Origin of the sequence: Flavobacterium ginsenosidimutans (genome assembly GCF_003254625.1) — a bacterium.
GTDB lineage: Bacteria > Bacteroidota > Bacteroidia > Flavobacteriales > Flavobacteriaceae > Flavobacterium > Flavobacterium ginsenosidimutans.
This window is the reverse complement of record NZ_QJRJ01000065.1, coordinates 1-23211: the sequence shown is the minus strand read 5'-3', so window position 1 is coordinate 23211 and position 23211 is coordinate 1. Positions and strand designations below refer to the sequence as shown.

Annotated in this window: 26 protein-coding genes; 19 read left to right on the top strand and 7 right to left on the bottom strand. The window is 32.9% G+C overall.

Translation table 11 applies throughout. From position 1 onward, the window contains the following. Positions 1-12: 12 nt before the first annotated feature. From DM444_RS02465 to DM444_RS02455, 3 genes are all read left to right on the top strand, one after another. Entirely contained in the window at positions 13-474 is a 462-nt protein-coding gene (locus DM444_RS02465; RefSeq protein WP_111283651.1) for an SRPBCC family protein, read from the top strand. Between the two features lie 61 nt (positions 475-535). Continuing rightward, positions 536-1321: a peroxiredoxin family protein gene (locus DM444_RS02460; protein WP_111283649.1), complete on the top strand. Its 786-nt coding sequence runs from the start codon at positions 536-538 to the stop codon at positions 1319-1321. A gap of 119 nt (positions 1322-1440) precedes the next feature. Then, positions 1441-1878 (top strand): acyl-CoA thioesterase, encoded by a 438-nt coding sequence (locus DM444_RS02455; RefSeq protein WP_057122622.1) that lies wholly within the window; start codon positions 1441-1443, stop codon positions 1876-1878. 95 nt (positions 1879-1973) lie between these two features. Here DM444_RS02455 and DM444_RS02450 read toward each other — a convergent pair whose 3' ends face one another. After that, positions 1974-2666, bottom strand: coding sequence for a hypothetical protein (locus tag DM444_RS02450; RefSeq protein WP_111283647.1), 693 nt, complete (start codon positions 2664-2666; stop codon positions 1974-1976). Positions 2667-2949: 283 nt separating this feature from the next. Here DM444_RS02450 and DM444_RS02445 point away from each other — a divergent pair, with 283 nt between their 5' ends. The 7 genes from DM444_RS02445 (at position 2950) to DM444_RS02415 (ending at position 8663) form a co-directional block, all read left to right on the top strand. Further along, a complete protein-coding gene (locus DM444_RS02445) occupies positions 2950-3939 on the top strand; it encodes an alpha/beta fold hydrolase (RefSeq protein WP_111283645.1) in 990 nt (329 codons plus the stop codon). Between the two features lie 80 nt (positions 3940-4019). After that, positions 4020-4409 carry a DUF1398 domain-containing protein gene (locus tag DM444_RS02440; protein WP_111283643.1) on the top strand — a complete coding sequence of 130 codons (390 nt, stop codon included), beginning with the start codon at positions 4020-4022 and terminating at the stop codon, positions 4407-4409. Between the two features lie 14 nt (positions 4410-4423). Continuing rightward, the gene (locus DM444_RS02435; protein WP_111283641.1) at positions 4424-5281 is read left to right on the top strand and encodes a ThuA domain-containing protein; all 858 of its coding nucleotides are present in this window, start codon (positions 4424-4426) and stop codon (positions 5279-5281) included. A 3-nt stretch (positions 5282-5284) separates the two neighbouring features. Continuing rightward, the gene (locus DM444_RS02430) at positions 5285-6136 is read left to right on the top strand and encodes a sulfurtransferase (protein ID WP_111283639.1); all 852 of its coding nucleotides are present in this window, start codon (positions 5285-5287) and stop codon (positions 6134-6136) included. Positions 6137-6151: 15 nt separating this feature from the next. Continuing rightward, positions 6152-7393 carry an ATP-binding cassette domain-containing protein gene (locus DM444_RS02425; protein WP_111283637.1) on the top strand — a complete coding sequence of 414 codons (1242 nt, stop codon included), beginning with the start codon at positions 6152-6154 and terminating at the stop codon, positions 7391-7393. A gap of 158 nt (positions 7394-7551) precedes the next feature. Continuing rightward, the gene (locus DM444_RS02420) at positions 7552-8163 is read left to right on the top strand and encodes a LamG domain-containing protein (protein WP_111283635.1); all 612 of its coding nucleotides are present in this window, start codon (positions 7552-7554) and stop codon (positions 8161-8163) included. A 14-nt stretch (positions 8164-8177) separates the two neighbouring features. Then, the gene (locus tag DM444_RS02415) at positions 8178-8663 is read left to right on the top strand and encodes a hypothetical protein (protein ID WP_111283633.1); all 486 of its coding nucleotides are present in this window, start codon (positions 8178-8180) and stop codon (positions 8661-8663) included. An 86-nt stretch (positions 8664-8749) separates the two neighbouring features. Here the strand turns inward: DM444_RS02415 and DM444_RS02410 are convergent, their stop codons facing one another. Then, positions 8750-9793, bottom strand: a complete 1044-nt coding sequence (locus DM444_RS02410; protein ID WP_111283631.1) for an RluA family pseudouridine synthase — start codon at positions 9791-9793, stop codon at positions 8750-8752. Beyond that, the gene (locus DM444_RS02405) at positions 9783-10400 is read right to left on the bottom strand and encodes a PASTA domain-containing protein (RefSeq protein ID WP_111283629.1); all 618 of its coding nucleotides are present in this window, start codon (positions 10398-10400) and stop codon (positions 9783-9785) included. The genes DM444_RS02410 and DM444_RS02405 overlap by 11 nt, the downstream gene beginning before the upstream one ends. Positions 10401-10746: 346 nt before the next feature. Between DM444_RS02405 and DM444_RS02400 the strand changes: the two genes are divergently transcribed. The 4 genes from DM444_RS02400 (at position 10747) to DM444_RS02385 (ending at position 13862) form a co-directional block, all read left to right on the top strand. Continuing rightward, positions 10747-11718, top strand: a complete 972-nt coding sequence (locus DM444_RS02400; protein ID WP_111283627.1) for a D-alanine--D-alanine ligase — start codon at positions 10747-10749, stop codon at positions 11716-11718. 168 nt (positions 11719-11886) lie between these two features. After that, complete coding sequence (locus tag DM444_RS02395; protein ID WP_111283625.1) at positions 11887-12579, top strand: DUF421 domain-containing protein; 693 nt, start codon at positions 11887-11889, stop codon at positions 12577-12579. Between the two features lie 115 nt (positions 12580-12694). Beyond that, complete coding sequence (coaD, locus tag DM444_RS02390; protein WP_111283623.1) at positions 12695-13153, top strand: pantetheine-phosphate adenylyltransferase; 459 nt, start codon at positions 12695-12697, stop codon at positions 13151-13153. Between the two features lie 130 nt (positions 13154-13283). Continuing rightward, entirely contained in the window at positions 13284-13862 is a 579-nt protein-coding gene (locus DM444_RS02385) for a PhnA domain-containing protein (RefSeq protein WP_111283621.1), read from the top strand. A 384-nt stretch (positions 13863-14246) separates the two neighbouring features. On the opposite strand, the gene DM444_RS02380 is transcribed toward DM444_RS02385, so the two are convergent. Together DM444_RS02380 and DM444_RS02375 are read right to left on the bottom strand one after the other, a co-directional pair. Continuing rightward, a complete protein-coding gene (locus tag DM444_RS02380) occupies positions 14247-14690 on the bottom strand; it encodes a hypothetical protein (protein ID WP_111283618.1) in 444 nt (147 codons plus the stop codon). Positions 14691-14888: 198 nt separating this feature from the next. Continuing rightward, entirely contained in the window at positions 14889-16253 is a 1365-nt protein-coding gene (locus DM444_RS02375; RefSeq protein ID WP_111283616.1) for a DEAD/DEAH box helicase, read from the bottom strand. 261 nt (positions 16254-16514) lie between these two features. Here DM444_RS02375 and DM444_RS02370 point away from each other — a divergent pair, with 261 nt between their 5' ends. The 3 genes from DM444_RS02370 to DM444_RS02360 all read left to right on the top strand — a co-directional run bounded on the left by DM444_RS02370 (position 16515) and on the right by DM444_RS02360 (position 20195). After that, positions 16515-18242, top strand: coding sequence for a M14 family metallopeptidase (locus DM444_RS02370; RefSeq protein WP_111283614.1), 1728 nt, complete (start codon positions 16515-16517; stop codon positions 18240-18242). Positions 18243-18337: 95 nt separating this feature from the next. Further along, positions 18338-18946: an SLATT domain-containing protein gene (locus DM444_RS02365; RefSeq protein ID WP_111283612.1), complete on the top strand. Its 609-nt coding sequence runs from the start codon at positions 18338-18340 to the stop codon at positions 18944-18946. After that, positions 18909-20195 carry an SMODS domain-containing nucleotidyltransferase gene (locus DM444_RS02360; RefSeq protein ID WP_111283610.1) on the top strand — a complete coding sequence of 429 codons (1287 nt, stop codon included), beginning with the start codon at positions 18909-18911 and terminating at the stop codon, positions 20193-20195. Before DM444_RS02365 ends, DM444_RS02360 begins: the two co-directional genes overlap by 38 nt. A gap of 128 nt (positions 20196-20323) precedes the next feature. On the opposite strand, the gene DM444_RS02355 is transcribed toward DM444_RS02360, so the two are convergent. Continuing rightward, positions 20324-20740 carry a helix-turn-helix domain-containing protein gene (locus DM444_RS02355; protein ID WP_111283608.1) on the bottom strand — a complete coding sequence of 139 codons (417 nt, stop codon included), beginning with the start codon at positions 20738-20740 and terminating at the stop codon, positions 20324-20326. Between the two features lie 167 nt (positions 20741-20907). Here DM444_RS02355 and DM444_RS02350 point away from each other — a divergent pair, with 167 nt between their 5' ends. Further along, positions 20908-21648, top strand: coding sequence for a DUF6882 domain-containing protein (locus DM444_RS02350; protein ID WP_111283606.1), 741 nt, complete (start codon positions 20908-20910; stop codon positions 21646-21648). 205 nt (positions 21649-21853) lie between these two features. Here DM444_RS02350 and DM444_RS02345 read toward each other — a convergent pair whose 3' ends face one another. Then, positions 21854-22492, bottom strand: coding sequence for an NUDIX hydrolase (locus DM444_RS02345; protein WP_111283605.1), 639 nt, complete (start codon positions 22490-22492; stop codon positions 21854-21856). Positions 22493-22499: 7 nt separating this feature from the next. Here DM444_RS02345 and pyrE point away from each other — a divergent pair, with 7 nt between their 5' ends. Continuing rightward, complete coding sequence (gene pyrE / locus DM444_RS02340; protein WP_111283603.1) at positions 22500-23144, top strand: orotate phosphoribosyltransferase; 645 nt, start codon at positions 22500-22502, stop codon at positions 23142-23144. Positions 23145-23211: the final 67 nt, after the last annotated feature.

Sequence of the window (23211 nt, the reverse complement as noted above, 5' to 3'; positions counted from 1 at the left end):
AACTTTTCAGAAATGACTTCAGAGATTCTTTCCACAACACCAGATTCAGAAATCGTGACCACGCGAATTTTGAATTTCCCGCAAGAACTTGTTTTCAAAGCATGGAGCACGCCTGAACATTTGAAAAATTGGTGGGGACCAAAAGGTTTTACAAATACTTTTCATGAGTTTAATTTTTGCGAAGGCGGTAAATGGAGTTTTATAATGCATGGTCCAGAAGTGGGAAATTATGCAAACGAATGTGAATTCATCAAAATTGACAAACCTAATCTTATTGCATGGAAACGCCATTCTAAACCGCTTTTTCAAATCTTGACAACATTTGAAACTGTTGCCGAAAATCAAACGAAAGTAGTTTTTAAAATGCTTTTTGAAACTGAAGAAGAATGCCAGAAATTAAAGCCTTATGTTATCGATAAAAATGAGGAGAACTTTGATAAACTGGAAGTTGAACTTTCTAAAATGAAATCATGAAAACTTAATTACATATTTTTACAAATAATCATCAATCATTAAACAATCAAAAATCAATCACATGAAAAAAATCATTTTACTAGCAATTTTTCTAATTGCTCAATCATTTTATGCGCAAAACCAAGTCGCAAAAAAACCTGAAACCGTTATTATTATTAACAACGAAATTGCCACAATGGATCAAGTTATGAAATATGGCAATGAGGGTTATGTCAAATCAATGAATAAAGGCGTTAGTGAAGAAAAGCGAAATGAACTAGCAAAAAAATTTGGCGATAAAATTGGCGATAGAGAGTTTATAGTGGTCGTAGAGGTTTTTACTGAGCAAGAAAAAATCGAAAACGATAAAAAGCTTAAAACCGATGTCGCAGAACAACAAACTCCAGCAAAACAAGAGGAATTTCTCTTAAATATAAACGATAAAGCCAAAGACTTCACTTTAAAGCTTGTAGACGGAAAAGATGTAAAACTTTCTGATTTAAAAGGAAAAGTGGTATTGGTTAATTTTTGGGCAACCTGGTGCGCACCTTGCTTACAAGAGTTTTACGATATTCCGTCAAAAATTCTAGAACCTTTCAAAAATGATAATTTTGTCTTTTTAGCCATTTCAAGCGGGGAAACTGAAACTGCAGTGGCTAAAAAAGTAGTGAAATTAAAAAAAGATGGTCTAGATTTTAATTTCGGTATTGATCCAAAGGAAATAATATGGAATCAATATGCAACGAATTCAATTCCTAAAAACTTTGTAATTGATCAAAACGGAATTATACAATATGTAGCAGTTGGAAATGCTGAAGGAAACTTAGATAACATCGCAAGCGAAATCAAAAAACTGCTTTCAAAATAGATTATACGATAACCCATTTACAATCTGATAAAAAAAATATATGCATGCATAGCAATTTTATGCTATTCGTTTATTTTTTATTCGTAATTTCGGTTTTTCAATAAAATACAATATTAAAAATGGCTTCATTTACAAAAGAAATATCTTTTCGCTGGTCAGATCTTGATCCAAATTTTCACGTTCGTCACAGCGCTTATTATGATTTTGGTGCACAGCATCGTATCGAAATTTTAGAAGAATTGGGTTTAACATTAAAAGTAATGCAAACGCAAGGTTTTGGTCCTGTTTTGTTCAGAGAAGAATGCGTTTTTAGAAAAGAATTAAAACTTTCAGACAAAATATTCATTCACACTAAAACTTCAAAAATGAAAGCCGATGCTTCTCGCTGGTCAATCATTCATGAATTTAGGAGAGAAGACGACACGCTTTGTGCGACAATTACTGTTGACGGCGCATGGATGGATACAAAGTTGCGAAAATTAGCTTCGCCAACGCCAGAAATTGCGATTCAAGCCTTGAGTATTTTCCCAAAAAGCGATGATTTTGTTGGTTTGTAAAAACGAATAACGATCTTAAATCAGAAAATCCCAAAAGCAATTTTAAATATTGTTTTTGGGATTTCTTCTTTCAAATCAAAAATTATCTAGGCATATTATTCAAACTTTAATCCAAAATTTACTTTTTCGAAAGTTGTACTGCAGGAAATTGCAAATCGCCCAATATTCAGAGTGCCAAAGATCCCTCCTACTGAATGTCCAGAATAAAATCCTCCAGCCGAAAATCGGTTAATCTGATATTTTAAAGCAATGTCATTTACTCTTGAACTCAGCTGTCCAAAAGCAATTACATGCGGAATAATTTCATAGCTTCCAAAGACTTTTGGAACCAGCTTCTGATAATAATTGAAACTTTCATCAGTTTCATAATCAATACTTGTCGAATGCAGATTTTCGAGATTTCCACCAATATAAGTGTTCTCAGAAAAATGCCACGAAATACTAAAACCCGTAAAAGTTCCGTCGTAACCACTCCTCGATTCGAGATAACCAATACCAATTGTGGCTCTGAATTTTTCGCAAATTTTTCCGATATAACCAACATAAGTTCGATCAATTTCCGACTTGTCAATTCCAGCACCTACAATAATATCATCGTCACACATATTAAAAGCATATTGAAAATAAGCCGAATATTGATCTTCATTTGCCGCGACAACGCTTCGGCCTTTATCTAGATCGATATTGGGTGAAATTAAGGTTGAGTTTATAACGGCGAAATCAAAAGTATTGAGTTCTTGGGCAAATGTGGGGACTGTGAGCAGGAGTAAAAGTATCGTTTTTTTCATAATACTATTTTTAAGGCTTACAACATTCTTATATTAAAATTACGCACTATTTCGCTGTTAATGAAAGAATTTCCCTTAAGTGCCACATTACTCGTCAAAATGCATTATTTTCATAATCAATATCATTTAATCGATAAAAACTCAATAAATCATCGATTATTGACATCAAAAACAATGAAACCATTTTGAATGCTTTTTTTTGGATAACTTTAAGATTTTAGGTTTTGTTTTGAAAATGGATAGGTTTAACTTTATAAATCATAAAAAAACAAAAGTCCATCAAATGAAAATCCTGAAATTTTTACTGCTTTTCGTTCCTTTTTTCGCTTTATCTCAAGAAGGAAAAATTAAGTCTTTAGATATCAATTTAACGAATTATGAATATCCATTTCCTGTACACTTTTTAGAGTTAAGCAATCAGCGTCAAGCGCTAAAAATGGCTTACATGGATATTAAACCCGATAATTACAACAATAAAAATGTTGTTTTGCTTCACGGAAAAAATTTCAATGGCGCTTATTGGGAAACCACTATTAAAGCCTTAACGAAAGAAGGTTTTCGTGTCATTGTTCCAGATCAAATTGGTTTTGGAAAATCTACAAAACCTGACAATTTCCAATATACTTTTCAGCAATTAGCAGAAAATACCAAAAAGCTTTTAGATCATTTAGGAATTCAAAAAACAACAATTTTAGGTCATTCTATGGGCGGAATGCTGGCGACACGTTTTGCTTTGATGTATTCTGAAACTACAGAAAAATTAGTTTTAGAAAACCCAATTGGCTTAGAAGACTGGAAATTGATTGTTCCTTACAAACCTGTTGATTGGTGGTACGAATCGGAATTGAAACAGAATTACGAAGGCATCAAAAAATACCAAATGGCGAATTATTATGACGGAAAATGGAATTCCGATTATCAAAAATGGGCTGAACTTGGCGCTGGATGGACAACTGCACCAGATTACAATCGTGTAGCTTGGAACTCTGCTCTTTTGTACGATATGATTTTTACGCAACCTGTTTTGTATGAATTCAAAAATATCAAAAGTCCGACACTATTAATTATCGGAACGAGAGATAAAACGGCTTTAGGAAAACCTTTAGTTTCAGCTGAAATTCAAAAAACAATGGGTAATTATGCTGAATTGGGCAAAAAGACACAAAAGGCAATTCCGAACTCAAAATTGGCAGAAATTCCAAACACAGGACATTTGCCACATATTGAATCTTTTGATGCGTTTATAAAATCATTAATTGTATTTTTGAAATAAAAACTTTTTTTGTTTGCCACGAATTATACTAATTCATGGCAAAATCTAAAATCTAAAATCAACAATCTAAAATTAAAAATATGTTTACAATAGAACAGATAAAAGAAGCGCATTCGAAAGTAAAATCAGGTGCAGATTTTCCAAATTACATTCAGGATTTAATCATTTTAGGTGTAAAAGGATATGATACTTATGTGCACGACGGAAGCACTGTTTACTTCGGATTAAACAATTATACCGCTGCCGCTGAAGAAAAATATCCAGAAATTAAAGTAGCTGATTTTGCCAACAAAGAACTTTTTATCGAAAATTTGGTAAAACATCAGCACGGAGAAACCGATTATATGACTTTTTGCAATCATTGTGCGCAAGCTGGAATTGCAAAATGGCGCGTTGATATTGTTGAAATGACTTGTACTTATTTTGACAAATCGGAACATGAAATTTTAATCGAAAAAATTCCTGTTTAATTACTTCACTATTCATGACTATTTTCAACCAAAACCACCAAACCATCTTCAAGAAAAGCATTTTACTTTTAGCTTTAATTGTTTCTTTCTTTGGCTTTTCCCAAAACAAAAAAGAACATTCAAAATTTAAAGTCATTGCTTTTTATACCGCAAAAAACGATCAGGCGCATATTAGTTTTGTGCATGAAGCCAATAAATACTTCCCGAAATTAGCGGCAGAAAATCATTTTCAGTACGATTCGACCAGCAATTGGGATAATTTAAATGCAAAGTTTTTGGCGAAATATCAAGTTGTTTTGTTTTTAGACACAAGACCTGAGAAAAAAGAACAGCGAGAAGCTTTTCAAAAATATATGGAAAACGGTGGCGGTTTCATTGGATTTCATTTTTCGGCATTTGCTTTAAATGATTCGAGTTATCCGCAAGATTGGAATTGGTATCATAACACTTTCTTGGGTTCTGGCGAATATGGAAGTAATACTTGGAAACCAACTTCGGCAGTTTTGAGAGTAGAAAATCAGCATTCTGTAACCAAAAATCTGCCTGCAAAATTTACTTCTGCTCCAAATGAATGGTACAGATGGTCGAATGATTTAACCAAAAATCCAGACATTGAAATTTTATTGGCTATTGATGAATCTAGTTTTCCATTAGGAACTGGTCCAAAAGCCCATGAAATCTGGCATAGCGGTTATTATCCAGTTGTTTGGACAAACAAAAAATATAAAATGCTGTACGTAAATATGGGACACAATGATATTGATTATGAAGGCGGAACAAACAAAACTTTATCGTACACTTTTGAAAATAAAACACAAAGTCAGTTAATTTTGAATGCCTTGCTTTGGCTTGGAAATTCGAAGAAAAAATAAAAAATGTCTACTATTTCTCCATTAATTACGGCTCAAGAATTAATCGAATTAAATGCCACTTCAAAAATCATTTTAATTGATGCTCGAGCTGGTGCAAATACTTTTGAATCTTATCAAAACGAACATTTAAATGGCGCACGTTTTGTCGATTTAAATCGTGATTTGGCCAATATTCCAGAAAATCCAGCAAATGGAGGAAGACATCCTTTGCCTTCTCATGAAGAATTTTCAGAAACACTTTCTTCATTAGGAATTTCGCCTTCAGATCATGTTGTGGTTTACGATGATAAAAACGGTTCTAATTTTGCCGCACGATTCTGGTGGATGATGCGTGCAATTGGACATGAAAAAATTCAGGTTTTAAATGGTGGTTATCAAACTGCGATTCAAGCTGGTTTTCAGACAAATTCTAAAAATGAGACTTTTGAAAAAACATTATATCCTTCGCAAGAATGGAAATTAGCTTTAGCAGATATAGAAGAAGTCGAAAAAGCTCGTAAAAACGATCAAAATATCGTAATCGATGTTCGTGATGAAAACCGCTATAATGGCTTAACAGAACCTTTGGATTTAGTTGCAGGACATATTCCTGGAGCTATCAACGTTCCATTAACTGAAAATTTAGACGAAAACGGATTGTTTAAATCTACCGATGAATTGGCCGAAAAATACAAAGCAATTCTTGAAAATAAAAAAACAGAAAATACAATTGTTCATTGCGGTTCTGGCGTTACAGCTTGTCACACCTTATTGGCGATGGATTACGCCGGACTTCCAATTCCTAAATTATATGTGGGTTCGTGGAGCGAATGGTCAAGAAACGATCGCGAAATGGCGTTAAAAGAGAATAAATAATATTAAAAAATTACAATGCAACATTGGGATATACTTTTATCGAATCAGGTAAATAAAAAAGCTTTTATAGACAATATATTAAACGGAGAAGCCAAAGGAGAATTAGCCGTTTTTAATAATCAAAAAGGAATTCTTTTCTCTGATATTTCAATTGAAAAATTTATTGAAAAAGAGTTTCAATACGACAGCGTTGAAGCTTCAACAACTTCAAATAGACAATTGCGAACTTTTTCTTCTGGAGAACGCAAAAAAGAATTTTTACGTTATTGCATTGACCAAAAACCAGATTTTATCATTTTCGACAATCCGTTTGATCATTTAGATCAGGCTTCTAGAGTTGTTTTGGCCAACTCTCTTGAAAAATTAACCGATTCTATCGCGATTATTCAATTATTGAACCGTAATGTCGATGTATTAGATTTTGTTCCGAATAAAGCTTTAATTAAAGACAATTCATTCGAATTACATCCTTTTGTAAAAAACGAAAATCATTTTAAAACGCTAAATACAGCTTCAATTCCGAAAGCGACAGAAACACATTCTTTTCAAGATAATGTATTAATAAAACTGGAAGATGTTTCGGTAAGCTACGAAGAAAGAAAAATCATAAACAATATTTCTTGGACAGTAAAACAAGGCGAATTCTGGCAATTAATTGGCCCGAATGGTTCTGGAAAAAGTACTATTTTATCCTTAATTACAGGAGATAATCCGAAAGGTTTTGGACAGAATTTATTTTTGTTTGGAAGAAAAAAAGGAACTGGAGAAAGTGTTTGGGAAATCAAGAAACAAATTGGAATCTTCACAACTTCTATGACCGATTTATTCCAAAAGGGCCATACGTTGGAACAAATGATTCTATCAGGTTTCTTTGATTCTATCGGACTTTATACAGAACCGACAACACATCAAAAACAAATTGTAAATCAATGGCTTGAAGTGATCGAAATGACGCATTTAAGAAAAAAGCGCTTTATAGATCTTTCTATCGGACAGCAACGTGTTGCATTAATTGTTCGTGCCGTTTTAAAACATCCGCCATTATTAATTTTAGACGAACCAGTTGAAGGTTTAGACGACGAAAATGTAGATTTAGTTATTCAATTAATTAACACTATCAAACAAGAAACAAATGTGAGTATTATTTATGTTTCGCATCGAATTGAACAAGGCCTTGCTCCTACTTCTGTTTTCGAACTTTTGCCTTCAGAAACGGGATCAATCGGAAAAATAAAATATCACTCAGAATTGAATTAAAATGAGTTAATTAGATAATAGGTCAATTAGATAATTTATCGACAAAACGCAAAGCATATCTGTAGAGACGCACTGCAGTGCGTCTCCGCAACGAATATCCACAATACGTTAGACGTACAGCAATGCACCCCTACGCAATACCGGAACGACACCAAATTATGATAAAGCCAATAAGCATTACATTTATTTTTTTACTGATTTTAAGTTCGTGTTCAAGCACGATATCGACTTCTAAAAAAGAATACATTTTACAGCATTCAAAAGAACTAAAATCAGATTGGACAATCAATTCTAAAGAATGGGTTTTAAAAAATGATACCCTCACAGGAAACGGTTCCCTTTCACCTTGGGGAGTTTTGGTTTCAAAAAAAGAGCTTCCAAAAAATTATGAAATTGATTTTAAAGTCAACATGACAAATGCATCTTTATTCGAAATTATGCTCAATTTAGACAAAGGAAAATACATTCGAACCTACTTGTATCAAATTGATCAAAACATTGTAATTGGCGACGGAATGTATAATAAAAAAGACGATTCGTATGGAAAAAGAGGCGGAAAAACATTGTTTAGAAAACCAATGGAATTAGAAAACAATAAATGGTATACTGTAAATATTAAAGTTTTAAATAACCAACTATTCTTTTCTGTAGACAACAAAACTTCTTTAGAATGTTCTCTAGAAAAAAGCAATCTAAACCAAAAAGGAAAACTTGGTTTCATAACCAACGGAGAAGTCAAAATAACTGGTTTAACAATTAAAACTTTCTAAAAGATTCGCTGCGAATGGAAAAATACGAGATAATGCAAAATGGTGATAACGAAATGACTATTTCATTTTATTTCAATAAAAAATCATTAATTATTCCTTGGATAATTTTCTTTTCAATATTACTATTAATCATCTGCAAGTTAAAGCCTGAACTATTAGCTGAAACATTTATCTCAATAATTATTGCAATGTCAGCACTCGCATATGTACTATTTAATGATTACTTTGAATGGTACAGAAACAAATTTCATGTGCTTAGTATTAGAAATGAAGATTTGTACATTAATAATAAATTTCATTGCAAATTATTTAAATTACAATCTGTAAATGTTATTTATCTAAATGGGAAATATAGCTTAGGTTGGATGGTATATTTGGATGTCTTTCCCATTTCTTCTAATGACTACATTATAAAAAAACAATTAAAAGAAAAAGATGCGCATGAAATAGCCGAAAAAATCTCAATATTTCTTGATCGAAATGTCAAAATAGAATCATAAAAAAAAAGCTCCAAAAATGGAGCTTTTTCAATTTTATTCAAGTAATGAAAGAAATTATCTAATTGACAAATTCTCTAATTCTCTAATTACGATTCATCCTCAACATTATGCGACTTCACATAATTTTGCCATTTCTCGATACAATCCTTAAAATCTTGAGGCAGTTCTGTATCAAAACGCATTAATTCTCCCGTATTCGGATGAACAAATCCAAGCGTCTTAGCGTGCAGCGCTTGACGTGGCAAAGCTTTAAAACAGTTCTCTATAAATTGCTTATATTTTGTAAAAGTAGTTCCTTTCAAAATCAAATGCCCTCCGTAACGCTCATCATTAAATAACGGATGACCGATATGTTTCATGTGCGCACGAATCTGGTGCGTTCTACCCGTTTCTAATTTACAAGAAATCAAAGTTACATAACCAAAACGCTCCAAAACTTTATAATGCGTAATAGCAGGTTTACCAATTTCTGGATCATCAAAAACTGCCATTTGCATACGATCTTTCAAATGTCTCGCTAAGTTTCCTTCAATTGTACCGCTATCTGCCACAACATTTCCCCAAACCAGAGCAATATACTCGCGCTCGGTAGTTTTAGCTTCAAATTGCTTTGCTAAATGCGTCATTGCAGCTTCTGTTTTAGCCACAACCAAAAGACCAGAAGTATCTTTATCAATTCTATGAACCAAACCTGGGCGTTCGCTGCTATTCATTGGCAAATTATCAAAATGATGCGCCAAAGCATTTACCAAAGTTCCAGTATAATTTCCGTGACCAGGATGCACAACCATTCCAGGCTCTTTATTAATCAATAAAAGAGCATCGTCTTCATAAACAATATTCAACGGAATATCTTCAGGAAGAATATGATTTTCAAACGGAGGATGCGACAACATTACCGTTATCACATCAAAAGGTTTTACTTTGTAATTTGATTTTACTGGAATTTCATTCACAAAAATGTTTCCATTAGTTGCCGCATTCTGAATTTTATTTCGCGTGGCATTCGGAATCAAATACATTAAATATTTGTCAATACGCAAAAACGCTTGACCTTTTGGGACTTCAAATCTATAATGTTCGAATAATTCGTCTTCTAGATCTAAATTTTCTTCAATATTATTGTTCATCAGCTGGGGTTTCTACAGGCACCGCAGTACTGTCTGCCTGACTATCATCTACATAACTTGCTTTTCCGTCTCCTAAAACCAAATCAATTTTAGAAGCTTTAAGCACGCGATCTCCTACTTTTAAGTTTCTTCCTTTCAAACGCATTTCCAAAACCATATCTTTTCCAAGATTCGGAATATACGTAATCGTTCCTGGCTCCAAACCTAACGCTTTTAACGTTGGTACAGCTTCACGATATGTTTTTTCGATCAAATCTGGAATTTTCACAGAAGAAAAACCAGAAGCATTAATCTTAATATAAATTTTTCTACCCACTTTTACCTTTGTTCCAGGCAATGGATCTTGTTCAACAACACTATATTTTGGGAATTCACTTCTGTAATCAACACTATCCAATAGAACATAATCTAAATCTAGTTCATCCAATTTTTCTTCAACTTGTTCTTCAGTCAATTTAGACAAATTCGGAACAGCAATTTCGTGTCCGTGATCAGTTGTAAAAGTCAACCAATGCATAAATAAATAACCAATAAGCGCAATAATTGCTGCCGAAGCAAGCAATTGCAAGAAAAAAACTCGGCTTGTTAAATACTGACGTAAACTCATAAATTTATTTTTAATAGCGACAAAGATAAAGTATTTCGTTTCAAAAAAAATGATAATTTTGTTTAAAACAAGAAAGTGCCATGATTGTCATCCTGAGCAAAGTCGAAGGATAATTTTCAGGAGCTGTTTCCTGCTATCCGCTGTATTCCCGATAAACAAAAACTACGGCTAAAAAGCCTTGTTTTTCTAAATCGGGAGATGCCGCTTCTATCAGGGCTAGGGCACTTGGTTACATAAGAACGTTATTTATTAAAAAATCATATATCAAATTAAAGTTTCAAAACAGATTTAAACGATTTACGGCAAAACCTGAAACTTGAAACAAATTAAAACCTGAAACAAAAACATGAAAAACATTGCCATCATCATGGGCGGCTATTCCAGCGAATACAAAATATCTTTAATCAGCGGGAATGTCGTGTATCAATATCTTGACAAAACAAAATACAACGGATTCCGTATTCACATTTTCAAAGAAAAATGGGTGTACGTTGACCAAAACGATGCCGAATTTCCAATTGATAGAAATGATTTTTCAGTTACAGTAAAAGGTGAGAAAATCACATTTGACTGTGTTTTCAACGCCATTCACGGAACTCCAGGCGAGGACGGATTAATGCAAGCTTATTTCGAATTAATTGGTCTGCCACAATCTTCTTGCGATTATTACCAATCGGCATTAACATTCAACAAAAGAGATTTATTATCTGTTTTAAAACCATACGGAATCAAAACAGCGGTTTCTTATTACTTGAACAAAGGAGACGAAATTAATACAGCAGAAATCGTTAAAAAAGTAGGCTTGCCATGTTTCGTAAAACCAAACAAAGCAGGTTCAAGTTTCGGAATCTCAAAAGTAAAAACTGAAGCTGAACTTCCAATCGCAATTGAAGTAGCATATAAAGAAGACAACGAAATAATTATTGAAAGTTTCCTTGACGGAACAGAAGTTTCGGTTGGAGTAATCAATTACAAAGGCGAAATTAAAGTTCTTCCAATCACAGAAATCGTATCAGAAAATGATTTCTTCGATTATGAAGCAAAATACGAAGGAAAATCACAAGAAATAACACCAGCGAGAATCTCTGACGAAATGACTAGAAAAGTTGGAGAAACAGCAAAACGTGCTTACGAAGTTTTAAAAATGAAAGGTTTCTCAAGAAGCGAATTCATCATCGTAAACGACGAGCCACATATGCTGGAAATGAACACAATTCCAGGTTTAACAACAGAAAGCTTGATTCCGCAACAAGCAAAAGCAGCAGGAATTTCTCTAGAAGATCTGTTTACAAATGCAATTGAGTTAGCTTTAAAATAGATGCTAAGATACTAAGGCGCTAAGATTCTAAGATTTTAGTGCCTTAATTTTTCGATTGTCAAGCTGAGCGAAGTCGAAGCCATTTAACTTTAAACCTTTGTCACTTTGTACCTTTAAACCTAAGAAAATTAGTCCCTTAGAATCTCAGAACTTTAGCACCTTAAAAAAATGAAAGAAATCTTCGAATGGAATAGACTATTTTTTAATGAATTGCCAGAAGTCTTTCTTTTGGAAGTAATATTTCGTTCGACAGTAATGTTTACTATTTTGCTGCTAACGTTAAAATTGGCTGGTAAACGAGGTGTAAAACAATTATCAATTTTCGAAACCGTAATTATTATTGCATTAGGCTCTGCTGCTGGCGACCCAATGTTTTATGAAGATGTTGGCATCGTTCCTGCGGCAATTGTATTTTTGGTAATTATTGTTTTGTATCGTTCTGTGACATGGCTTACTGGAAAAAGCAAAAAATTCGAAGAATTTATAGAAGGGAAAACCGAGTGTTTAATCAATGATGGGAAATTTTCTGTATCGAGTTTTAAAAAAGAAACTTTGGCACAAGACGAATTTTTCTCAGAACTTCGTGTAAAATCAATAGAACATTTAGGACAGGTAAAACATGCTTTTATAGAACCAAGTGGCGAAATAAGTGTGTTCTTTTATCCAGATGAAAAAGTAAAATACGGATTGCCTATTTTGCCTTCTTTGTTTAATGCTAAGAGCAAATTCATTCCAACCGACGGAATCTATGCTTGTTCGTTCTGCGGACACACACAAGAAGTTAAAAAAGGAACTGCAAAATGTGATATCTGCAAAAGAGAAGAATGGGTCGAAGCGATAAAAACTCTTAGAATAACTTAAAATAAATTCCAAAAAAAAAAAATTCCAAATTCCAAAACAAAGAAAAACTAAGATTCAGCACCATCCAAATAAAACTTAGAATCTTAGCATCTCAGAACCTTAGAAACTTAAAGAAATGCGAAAAGCCATATTCCCAGGATCGTTTGACCCTATTACACTCGGACATGAAGATATTATCAAAAGAGGACTTCCTTTATTTGATGAAATTGTAATTGCAATTGGGGTTAATGCCGAAAAAAAGTACATGTTTTCATTAGAAGAAAGAAAACGCTTTATTGAAGAAACCTTCAAAGACGAGCCAAAAATTTCTGTTATTACCTATGAAGGTCTAACAATCGATCTGGCAAAAAAACTAAAAGCCAATTTCATTCTAAGAGGTTTGCGTAACCCAGCCGACTTCGAATTTGAAAAAGCTATTGCGCATACCAATAGAAAATTATCAAAAATAGAAACCGTTTTCTTGCTGACAGCTGCAAGTACTTCATTCATCAGTTCGAGCATTGTACGTGATGTATTGCGTCATGGCGGCGAATATGAAATGTTGGTTCCAGAAGCTGTTAGGGTTACAAAATAAAAACTCCTTAAAAGCCATAGACTTGAAACAGATTTCAAAAACGGATTTTAATCCGTCAACATCAAGTAATAATATTTGCCAGCGAAACAAATTATAAGTAATTTCGCATTTTTAAAACAAACAATAAATAATGAGCATCGAAAGAGAATTAAGCAAACGAAGCGGATCTAAATGTGAACTTTGTGGCGCCGAAGAAAATTTAAAAGTTTATCAAGTCCTGCCAACTAAAAAAGGCGGAATTGACGAAGCTATATTAGCCTGTAACACTTGTATTGACCAAATTGAAAATCCAGACAACGTAGATTTAAATCACTGGAGATGCCTGAACGACAGTATGTGGAACGAAAATATTCCAGTACAAGTTGTTGCTTGGAGAATGTTAAGCCGTTTGCGCGCTGCAGGATGGCCACAAGAATTACTAGATATGATGTATCTTGATGAAGATACGCTAGAATGGGCAAAAGCAACAGGAGAAGGTGAAGATGACGAAAATAAATTAGTTCACCGCGATAGTAACGGCGTAGTGCTACAACACGGAGATTCTGTAGTTTTAATCAAAGATCTTAAAGTAAAAGGTTCTAGCATGGTTGCTAAACAAGGAACTGCTGTTAGAAACATCCGTTTAGACCACGAAAACGCTGAATACATTGAAGGAAAAGTCGATGGCCAGCAGATTGTGATTATTACGCAGTACGTTAAAAAGATTTAAAAAAGTTGCTAAGGTTCTGAGATTCTAAGATTCTAAGTTTTAGAATACTGCATAATTTAACCGCAAAGCACACAAAGTATACGCAAAGTTCGCAAAGTTTTATTCTCAAAGCTTTGCGAACTTTGCGCTTTTAAAAGCCTTTAAGTAAAGAAACTTAGCGTGCTTTGCGTTAAAATTAAAGGCAAAGCTTATCAACTTGAAACTTGAAACATTTACGCAAAGTTTTATTCACAAAGCTTTGCGAACTTTGCGCTTTTAAAAGCCTTTAAGTAAAAAAACTTAGCGTGCTTTGCGTTAAAATTAAAGACAAAGTTTATCAAACTGAAACTTGAAACTAAAAAAAAGCCGTTCAAATAGAACGGCTTTTTATACATATATCGAAAATTATTTTTGAAATAATTTACTGATTTGATCTTTTACGAATGGCTCAGAAACGTTGTTTGTTGCTGCGTCTCTTTCTTTACCAGAAACCATAAACTGAACTGTAGCTTTGTCTGGAACCACATTACCTGTGTAATGTAACCAAATGTAGTTGTTAGGTAACTCTAATTTGATATCATACAACGGAGAAGCTGTAAATCCGCCCATGATAATGTTGTATAAAGAGTTATAAGCATTATCTATGTTCTTGAATGAAAATTTTCTCAAAGTCGAATCATCATCACTTTGAACGATAGTGTAATACACAGTGTATTCGTCACCAATTTTCTGAATGTAGTTGTTGTTTACTTTTCCTAATTTTTCTACAGGAACTGTTTCTAGAACCTTAACCTGTGCAAACGAAACAAAACTAAAAAACAATGCGGCAAGAGTAATAATCTTTTTCATATAGTATTTGGGGTTTACAATTTTACGAACACAAAAAAACATAGAAATATTGAAAAAACCCCTATCAATTCATTATTTTTTTAACATAAAATTGTAAAAGTTAGTTACACAAAAATAAAACACTGAAAAACAATAAGATAAAAACTAAAATTTCATGATACAAAATCCATTTTTGTACTAAAAATCATTTAATTTGAACTAATATTTTCCTCTTTTCTCCTCTTCTACTTTCTTGATCACATTACGGGCAACTTCGATTTTAAACTTCTTCCCTTTCATTTTTTCATCTTTAATGTTTTTTAGCAGATCTTTTACTTTATTGTACTTTACTGCTGCAAACGAAACAAAATCTTTAACTTCAATTAATCCTAAATCTTCTTTCTCTAATTTTCCTTTTTGAGAAAAGAACCCAACAATGTCAAATTTGTTCAGTTTAGTCTTCTTTCCGCCACTAATATAAATAGTTTGAAATTGAGGCGTATTTGGAAGCGAAACTTTTCCTTCAACATCCAAAACCTTCATTTCATAATTAATGTAGTCTAATTGTTTTTCACTTTCGTGAATAATAACATACGCCGTTCCCGTTGCTTGCATACGTGCTGTACGTCCATTTCTATGCGTAAATTCGTCTTCTTTTAATGGGAGATGATAATGAATAACGTGTTTCATTTCTGGAATATCCAAACCTCTTGCAGCCAAATCTGTTGTTACAAGATAAGTTACACTTCCATTTCTAAACTGAATTAAAGCACGCTCACGCTCTTCCTGATCCATTCCGCCATGATAATACACCGAATAAATTCCTTTTTCGTTTAAAGTATCGCTAATACGTTCTGCAGCATCACGATGATTACAGAAAATAATTGCCGATTCAGACTTTAAAGAACAAATCAAATTGAATAAGCTTTGCAATTTATCTTTTGCTGGCGAAATCACCATTTTCATCGAAAGATTTGCTTTTTCTTCTTCCTCTGGAATAAAATCCAAAACAACCGGATTGACAACTCGTGTGTATTTCGGAATTTCGATATCTGAAGTTGCCGAAACCAAAACGCGTTTGTTTACTCTAGATAATCTTCCAATTATAAACGACATTTGTTCGTGAAAACCTAATTGCAGCGATTTATCAAACTCGTCTAAAATTAAAGTCTGAATTTTATCTGTTCTAAAAGTTTCTCTTTCTATATGATCAGCAATTCTTCCAGGCGTTCCTATTAAAACCGCCGGCGGATTGCTTAAGTTTTTAATTTCAGTTTCTATTGAATGTCCGCCATAACAAATATTGACTTTGTATTGCGTTCCCATTTTTTTCCAAACCTGTTCGATTTGAAGCCCAAGTTCGCGTGACGGAACCAAAATCAAACACTGAACAGACAATACTTCTGGCTGTAACAATTCTAAAATAGGAAGCAGGAAAGCCAATGTTTTTCCAGATCCTGTTGGAGAAAGTAATAAAGTATTGTTTTCGTTTAAAATAGCATCGTGTGCCATTTCTTGCATTTCGTTCAGACTTTGAATCCCTAAATTCGAAAGTATATCGTTGGAATGGTGTTTTTTATTCATTTTGCAAAAGTAGGTAAAAAAGTTGTTTCAAGTTTTTCTTGTTTCATGTTTCAAGTTTATTTAGCTGCAAAGTGTGTAAAGATTCTGTTTCACGCAGATTTTGCAGATTCGGGCAGATCAAAAAAGATTTTTTAATTAAAAATAAAATCAGCTTAAATCTGTAAAATCAGCGTGAAACCATTAACCACAAGCATATCAACCTGAAACCTGAAACTTGAAACAAATAAAACTATTATATTTGATCATCAAAAAACCAAAACCATGAAACTTTTTACATTTCTCTTTTCACTTCTCACTATAACCATTACTGCTCAAAACAACAAAAAATACGATACGTTTTTTGAGAAAGGAAACGGAAATCAATCGGCTTCTTATCAGGAAACTATTGCTTATTTTAAAATGCTTGCCGCTGATTTCCCAACGATTCAAATGAAAGAAATGGGACTGACCGATTCTGGCGAACCTTTGCACATGATAACTTTTAATCCTGACAAGGAATTTGATTTTGACAAAATCCAGAAAACTAAAGCCGTTTTGTTTGTCAATAACGGAATCCATGCTGGAGAACCAGACGGAATCGATGCCACAATGCAATTCTACAGAGATTTGGCAACAGGAAAAATGAAAGCGCCAAAAAACACCGTTTTGGTTACCATTCCTGTTTATAATATTGGAGGTGCTTTAAATAGAAATTCGACAACTCGTGCGAATCAAGATGGGCCTGAGATTTATGGTTTTAGAGGAAATGCCAGAAATTATGATTTGAATCGTGATTTAATGAAATCGGATACTCGAAATACGAAGAGTTTTGTGGAGATTTTCCAAAAAATAAATGCCGATGTTTTTATCGACAATCACGTAAGTAATGGTTCTGATTATCAATATAAACTGACGTACATCATGACGCAGCACAACAAATTGGGAACAGTTTTGGGCGATTTTATGAATGACGAAATGATGCCGGCTTTGGTAAGAGATCTTCAGAAAAAGAAAATCGAAACTACGCCTTATGTCGATTCATTTAAAGATACGCCAGACAAAGGTTTTGGACAATTTGTTGATAGTCCGCGATATACAACGGGTTATACTTCCCTATTTAATACGATTGGTTTTGTGGTGGAAACGCACATGCTGAAAAAATATGCAGAACGCGTAAAAATGACGTACGAATACATGAAATCGACTATGGATTTTACCGATGCGAATTATCAAAAAATAAAAGATTTACGAGTAAAAAATTTAGAACAATATCTGCCAAAGAAATCATACACTTTAAAATGGGAATTGGACAGCACAAAAGCGACAACTTTTTCGTTTTTAGGTTATGAAGCAGGTTACAAAAAAAGTGAGGCTACAACTGGAAATCGTTTGTATTACGACCGAAGCAAACCGTATAAAAAAGATGTTCCGTATATAAAAGAATTCAAATCGCAAAAAGAAGTTGTTATTCCGTCTGCTTATATCATTCCGCGTGGTTATTGGAATATTATTGACCTTTTGAAAAACAATAACATTTCGTTTAAACAAATTAAAAACGACACAATTATAGAAGTCGAAAGCTACAGAATTGCCGACTTTAAAACCGTTCCGTCTGCTTACGAAGGGCATTATTTACACCGAAATACAACGGTAACTTCTAAAATCATTAAAATGGCTTTCGCCAAAGGAGATTACCTAGTTCCAACAAACCAAAAAGGTGTAAAATATCTTCTAGAAGCTTTTGAACCAGAAGGCGTTGATTCGTTCTTTAATTGGAATTTCTTAGACCCAATTTTACAGCAAAAAGAACATTACTCAGAATATATTTTTGAAGATACTGCAGCACAACTTTTAAAAGAAAACCCTGCTCTAAAAGCAGAATTAGAAACTAAAAAACAATCTGACACTGCTTTCGCTAAAAATCCTGAGGCGCAATTGGATTGGATTTATAAGCATTCCGTTTATTATGAAAAGGCAAATATGCAGTATCCTGTTTATCGAGTTTTGTAAACATTTTGAAGTTTTACGGTTTTCCGTAAAAAAGCGCACTAATAATCTTATAAATTTGAAAATCATCCATCAACAAAAATTAACATTTTAATTTAATGAGACAAGAAGAATTTTTAAACACATTAGCTCAAAAAGGTTACGATATAGGATTTGGTGCTAAAAAAAACTTTTCATCTTATGATATAATTAATAAACTTCCTAGCTGGGTAGGATTTATATCATTAGCAGTTGGTATAATCCAAATTGCATATGAAAATATTCCTTTGAATAAAGAGCTTTCAATCTTACTAATTTTTGTGGGTATTGCTATAATGTATTTAGAAGTATTCAAAAGTAAGACAAGCGAATTTGAAAATGAAGGAATTAGACTCACACAATTATTTAATTCAATAAGAGATTTATATTACTGTGCAAAATCAGACACAAATTTTTTGTACTCGAATTATGAAACTCTTTACAATAATATTCTAAATGATTTTTACAGTAATAATGTTAGTAAACAAGTTTTTATGTCTAGTTGGTATGCACACTTTAAGTTCTTTTATGAAATGCAAACAGATTGGATTGTAAACGAATTAAAACTAACTTTTTTTAAGGACAAAATACCTAATTCATTAAAAATTATACTGCTTGTTGCTTTAATTTTAATTTTATCATGTTTATTTTATGAATGTATCCCAAGTGTTTCAAGATTTTGTAAATAATTTAACAGTTTCTAATGAAGAAAATATTGAAAGTAGATTTTCAACCATTACAAAAAGATTAAATTTAGACTTTCATAATATAGATTCAAATTCAGAGAACGGTACATATGTTGGTAGTTACGGTAGAGGAACCGCAATAAATGGGGTTAGTGATCTAGATTTGTTATTTACGCTTCCTGATTCTGCCTACACAAAATATAATAATAGAGAAGGTAATAAACAAAGCCAATTATTACAAGATGTGAAAAATTCAATCTTAAAAACTTATTCACAATCAGAAGTTAGAGGCGATGGTCAAGTTGTTGTTATTGAATTTGGAAATGATTTTATTGAAGTTTGTCCTGCTTTTAAAGAAAAAGATGGAAGTTTTACCTATCCCGACTCAAACAATGGAGGAAGTTGGAAAAAAACAAATCCTATTCCAGAATCTGATGAAATGCAAAATTTTGATATTGACTGCAATGGAAACTTAATAATTTTATGCAAAATAATAAGAGCATGGAAAAACAAAAGCGGTGTAAAAATTGGAGGATTATTAATTGATACTTTTGTCTATAATTTTTTTAAAGAAAATCCCGATTATCAAAATTATACGTATGAAAGTTATGATCTATTAGTAAGAGATTTTTTTGAGTATTTAAAAGAATTAAATGATGATAGAGTTTACTGGTATTCACCAGGAAGCAATCAACATGTATACAAGAAAAAATCAAATTTTAAATCTAAAGCTAAAAAAGCGTTTTCAATTATTGAAGAAGCTATAGAAAAAAGAGAAAACAATACCGTTTATGAAATTTGGCGAAAGGTTTTTGGAAAATCATTCCCATATCCGAAAACTATTAAGGAATCAAGCTACAATTATAATCCCCAAGAAGAATATATTGAAGACAAGTTTCCTATCAACATAAAGTATAAATTAAAAATTGACTGTGAAGTAACTCAAAATGGTCACAGAACAGGCTTATTAAGAATGATGAGGTATTTATCTAGAAATAAAAAGTTACTTTTCTTCATTGATACTACAGATGTGCCTGAACCTTACGATGTCTTGTGGAAAATAAAAAATGAGGGAGAAATTGCCTATAGAAAAAATTGTCTACGAGGGCAAATTATAAATGGTAATTTTGGCAAAAATCAAAGAAAAGAAAGCTCGGATTTTGAAGGAGCACATTATGCTGAATGCTATATAATTAAAGATGGCTATTGCGTTGCACGAGATAGGATTGATGTTCCGATAAGTGATAGATAACAAAACTGAGAAAATTCAAAAAATGGCACGAGCAAGACACTCGCGTTAGAAAAAAGATAAACATAAAAACAACAAAAAAGCCTAATAAACATAAATTTATTAGGCTTTTTATATTGTGAAAAGAATAACTATTTATCCTTCAATATTTTTTCTAAAAACTCCACTTTATCTTTTTCAGCTTGAACCAAACGTTCGTAAAGTTTTTTATTCTCTTCGTAAGCTTCAATCAATTTATCTAAAGGATTAAAAGTGCAATTATTTGTTCCAAAATTAAACGCACCTGTATTATTTGTGTCATTAAAAGTATTGAAATAATTAATAGCAGCTTCTTCTGAAAAATTTTTAAGAGCTTCAACACTTACTCCCAAAGCTTTTGCAATAGCTTTCAGCTTTTCTTCATCAATCGTTTCGCTGTTTTCTAAAGCAGAAATCGCTTGTTGGTTTGTTCCTAAAGCCTGAGCCAAAGCTTCTTGCTTCATGTCACGAAGTTCGCGAATTCGGCTTATTTTTCTTCCTATATGGCTTGGTTTTGATAGTGTGCTCATAATTCAAAATAATATTAGGGTAATAACAAGCAATGTATTTTGCTATTGCGTCTCGAACAAAAATACAATAAATATTGATGAATTATTCTAATTAATCATTTTCCTACTTATTTTTAAAATTATATATTTGAAATCAATAATTTTTACATCACTAAAAGCCTCAAGAAATGGGAATATTCGATAATCTCTTCAAAAAGAAAGAAGAAAAAACAGCTTCAGCAAATACTCAAAACAGTCAGACTATCAGTTTTACTTCTGAAAATGATTTTTTAGAGAAATTTGGAGCTCTTGCCTTAGAAAAACAAAGAAATCTATACAATGTAACAGGCGGACTTTCTTGGAATGTCAATATGGACGCAGAAGAAATTACTTTTGGTGATGATCTTACTTTTCCAATGCAGGTTTTGGGTTCATTTTCGCATTCGTCAGAAACTTGGCTTTGGCTTTGGGACAATAAAGCGGGCGGTTACGCAGAATCTGTTATGCAACAAGCGCTTTCATTAAAGAAATACGGAGAAGAAAATAATATTGATTTATTAAGCGTTGGAAAATTTGACGCTGTTCCAAATGATTTACATCTTATTGGAATGATTGCTACTACAATGTTTAATTTGAGCGGTTATTATCTTGGAAATTACGGCCAGGGAACAATGGTTGTTACCCTTAAAGATGATTCGATTGACAATACTGAAAGTGAGGAATTCTCAAGAATTTTGACCGTTTTTCCAGAATTGATTTCGACTTTTGAAATTCAAAATCATAAAAATGCTTTTACGAATTATCTTTCTCAAAAAGGTTTTGAATTGAGTCCAAACGGAAATGAAATTAAAGCGGAAAAGAATGGAAATGTTATTAATGCTGTTTTTAATGGCAATAATCTTTTGACAAGCTTAAATGGTAATTCTTAAACTTAGAATACTAAATAATCTAAAAATTCTTCTGAAACCGAGTGCCCGCGTGAGGGATAGAAGCAAGCTACCAAAGTAGCGCGGATAGCCCGACAGCAATAAAAAAAAGACCCAATGAACGCAAAGTTGATTGGGTCTTTTCTTTTATTGGTGGCACGTCCTAATCTGAGATGCTAAGATTCTGAGATGCTGAGGTTCTAAGTTTTTAAGATTCTAAGTTTTCTTTCTTTGTCTTTAAATCTGCTGAAACTTTTTTGTCTTCTTCAAACAATAATTTAATATTTTCGTAAGAATTTTTAAGTGCTTCTTTGATTTGTTCTGGGTTTAACCAGGCAACTTTTTCGATTCCTTCTTCGATTTGCCCGTGTGGTGTTCCTTCAAAATCGGAAAACATTTCGAACCAATGCGTGATTTTGAGTTTGTATTTTCCGTTGCGTTTAAAGATGTGATAGGTTTTTTGAAGTTTATTCGTAATACGAAGCTGGTTTACCCCTGTCTCCTCCTCTACTTCACGCATAGCCGTCGCTTCAATGTCTTCCCCTTTCTCGATTCCGCCTTTTGGCAAATCCCATTTTCCGTTTCTAAAGATAAACAAGACTTCGCCTTTCTTATTGTAGACAAAGCCTCCGCCCGCTTTATTAACCGGAATTTTGGCTTTAAGGGTTTTCATTATTTCACTTTCGTCGGGATGATATAGAATAGCTTTTTGAATTTTATTTTGAAAAATTTTTATAATAAGCTGTTCGATATCAATACTCTCCAACAAGAACAATTGGAAATCTGTTTCACGCGAGATTTCATTTGTCAAAAAAAGTGGTTTGTCGTTTACAAAAACTTTATACATTTGTACTATGATTTTTAATAAAGATACTGCCGAAAAAACAGCCGAATTGCTTTTGCAAATAAATGCAATTAAATTGAATCCCGAAAATCCTTTTACATGGGCTTCTGGTTGGAAATCTCCTATTTATTGCGATAATAGGTTAATTCTTTCATTTCCGAGCATCAGAAACTATGTTCGTGATGAGTTTGCTAAGAACATCGAAAAACAATTTGGAAAACCTGATGTGATTGCTGGTGTTGCTACTGGAGCCATTGGAGTTGGAATTTTGGTTGCTGAAAGTTTAGGTCTTCCGTTCGTATACGTACGTCCAGAGCCTAAAAAACACGGTAGACAAAATCAAGTTGAAGGTTTTTTACAAAAAGGACAAAATGTTGTGGTTGTCGAAGACTTAATTAGTACTGGAAAAAGCAGTTTAATGGCTGTTGAAGCTTTAAGAAGTGAAGGTGCTAATATAAAAGGTATGGCAGCTATCTTCACATACGGTTTTGGTGTTGCCGAAGAAAATTTTAAAGAAGCTAATGTTGATTTATTTACCTTAAGCAACTACGAAAACCTTCTTAGTTTAGCAGTTCAAAAACAATATATCACAGAAGATCAGCAATCGACTTTGTTGGAATGGAGCGAAAGCCCTTCAACTTGGGGACAGGAGTAAGATTTTAGATTTTAGATTTTAGATTTTAGATTTTAGATTTTAGATTTTAGATTTTAGATTTTAGATT

What these genes read in the sequence shown, in the direction of transcription:
- DM444_RS02465 (WP_111283651.1), top strand. Translation starts at nt 13, where the DNA reads ATGACTTCAGAGATTCTTTCCACAACACCAGATTCAGAAATCGTGACC.
- DM444_RS02460 (WP_111283649.1), top strand. Translation starts at nt 536, where the DNA reads ATGAAAAAAATCATTTTACTAGCAATTTTTCTAATTGCTCAATCATTT.
- DM444_RS02455 (WP_057122622.1), top strand. Translation starts at nt 1,441, where the DNA reads ATGGCTTCATTTACAAAAGAAATATCTTTTCGCTGGTCAGATCTTGAT.
- DM444_RS02450 (WP_111283647.1), bottom strand. Translation starts at nt 2,666, where the DNA reads ATGAAAAAAACGATACTTTTACTCCTGCTCACAGTCCCCACATTTGCC.
- DM444_RS02445 (WP_111283645.1), top strand. Translation starts at nt 2,950, where the DNA reads ATGAAAATCCTGAAATTTTTACTGCTTTTCGTTCCTTTTTTCGCTTTA.
- DM444_RS02440 (WP_111283643.1), top strand. Translation starts at nt 4,020, where the DNA reads ATGTTTACAATAGAACAGATAAAAGAAGCGCATTCGAAAGTAAAATCA.
- DM444_RS02435 (WP_111283641.1), top strand. Translation starts at nt 4,424, where the DNA reads ATGACTATTTTCAACCAAAACCACCAAACCATCTTCAAGAAAAGCATT.
- DM444_RS02430 (WP_111283639.1), top strand. Translation starts at nt 5,285, where the DNA reads ATGTCTACTATTTCTCCATTAATTACGGCTCAAGAATTAATCGAATTA.
- DM444_RS02425 (WP_111283637.1), top strand. Translation starts at nt 6,152, where the DNA reads ATGCAACATTGGGATATACTTTTATCGAATCAGGTAAATAAAAAAGCT.
- DM444_RS02420 (WP_111283635.1), top strand. Translation starts at nt 7,552, where the DNA reads ATGATAAAGCCAATAAGCATTACATTTATTTTTTTACTGATTTTAAGT.
- DM444_RS02415 (WP_111283633.1), top strand. Translation starts at nt 8,178, where the DNA reads ATGGAAAAATACGAGATAATGCAAAATGGTGATAACGAAATGACTATT.
- DM444_RS02410 (WP_111283631.1), bottom strand. Translation starts at nt 9,793, where the DNA reads ATGAACAATAATATTGAAGAAAATTTAGATCTAGAAGACGAATTATTC.
- DM444_RS02405 (WP_111283629.1), bottom strand. Translation starts at nt 10,400, where the DNA reads ATGAGTTTACGTCAGTATTTAACAAGCCGAGTTTTTTTCTTGCAATTG.
- DM444_RS02400 (WP_111283627.1), top strand. Translation starts at nt 10,747, where the DNA reads ATGAAAAACATTGCCATCATCATGGGCGGCTATTCCAGCGAATACAAA.
- DM444_RS02395 (WP_111283625.1), top strand. Translation starts at nt 11,887, where the DNA reads ATGAAAGAAATCTTCGAATGGAATAGACTATTTTTTAATGAATTGCCA.
- coaD (WP_111283623.1), top strand. Translation starts at nt 12,695, where the DNA reads ATGCGAAAAGCCATATTCCCAGGATCGTTTGACCCTATTACACTCGGA.
- DM444_RS02385 (WP_111283621.1), top strand. Translation starts at nt 13,284, where the DNA reads ATGAGCATCGAAAGAGAATTAAGCAAACGAAGCGGATCTAAATGTGAA.
- DM444_RS02380 (WP_111283618.1), bottom strand. Translation starts at nt 14,690, where the DNA reads ATGAAAAAGATTATTACTCTTGCCGCATTGTTTTTTAGTTTTGTTTCG.
- DM444_RS02375 (WP_111283616.1), bottom strand. Translation starts at nt 16,253, where the DNA reads ATGAATAAAAAACACCATTCCAACGATATACTTTCGAATTTAGGGATT.
- DM444_RS02370 (WP_111283614.1), top strand. Translation starts at nt 16,515, where the DNA reads ATGAAACTTTTTACATTTCTCTTTTCACTTCTCACTATAACCATTACT.
- DM444_RS02365 (WP_111283612.1), top strand. Translation starts at nt 18,338, where the DNA reads ATGAGACAAGAAGAATTTTTAAACACATTAGCTCAAAAAGGTTACGAT.
- DM444_RS02360 (WP_111283610.1), top strand. Translation starts at nt 18,909, where the DNA reads ATGAATGTATCCCAAGTGTTTCAAGATTTTGTAAATAATTTAACAGTT.
- DM444_RS02355 (WP_111283608.1), bottom strand. Translation starts at nt 20,740, where the DNA reads ATGAGCACACTATCAAAACCAAGCCATATAGGAAGAAAAATAAGCCGA.
- DM444_RS02350 (WP_111283606.1), top strand. Translation starts at nt 20,908, where the DNA reads ATGGGAATATTCGATAATCTCTTCAAAAAGAAAGAAGAAAAAACAGCT.
- DM444_RS02345 (WP_111283605.1), bottom strand. Translation starts at nt 22,492, where the DNA reads ATGTATAAAGTTTTTGTAAACGACAAACCACTTTTTTTGACAAATGAA.
- pyrE (WP_111283603.1), top strand. Translation starts at nt 22,500, where the DNA reads ATGATTTTTAATAAAGATACTGCCGAAAAAACAGCCGAATTGCTTTTG.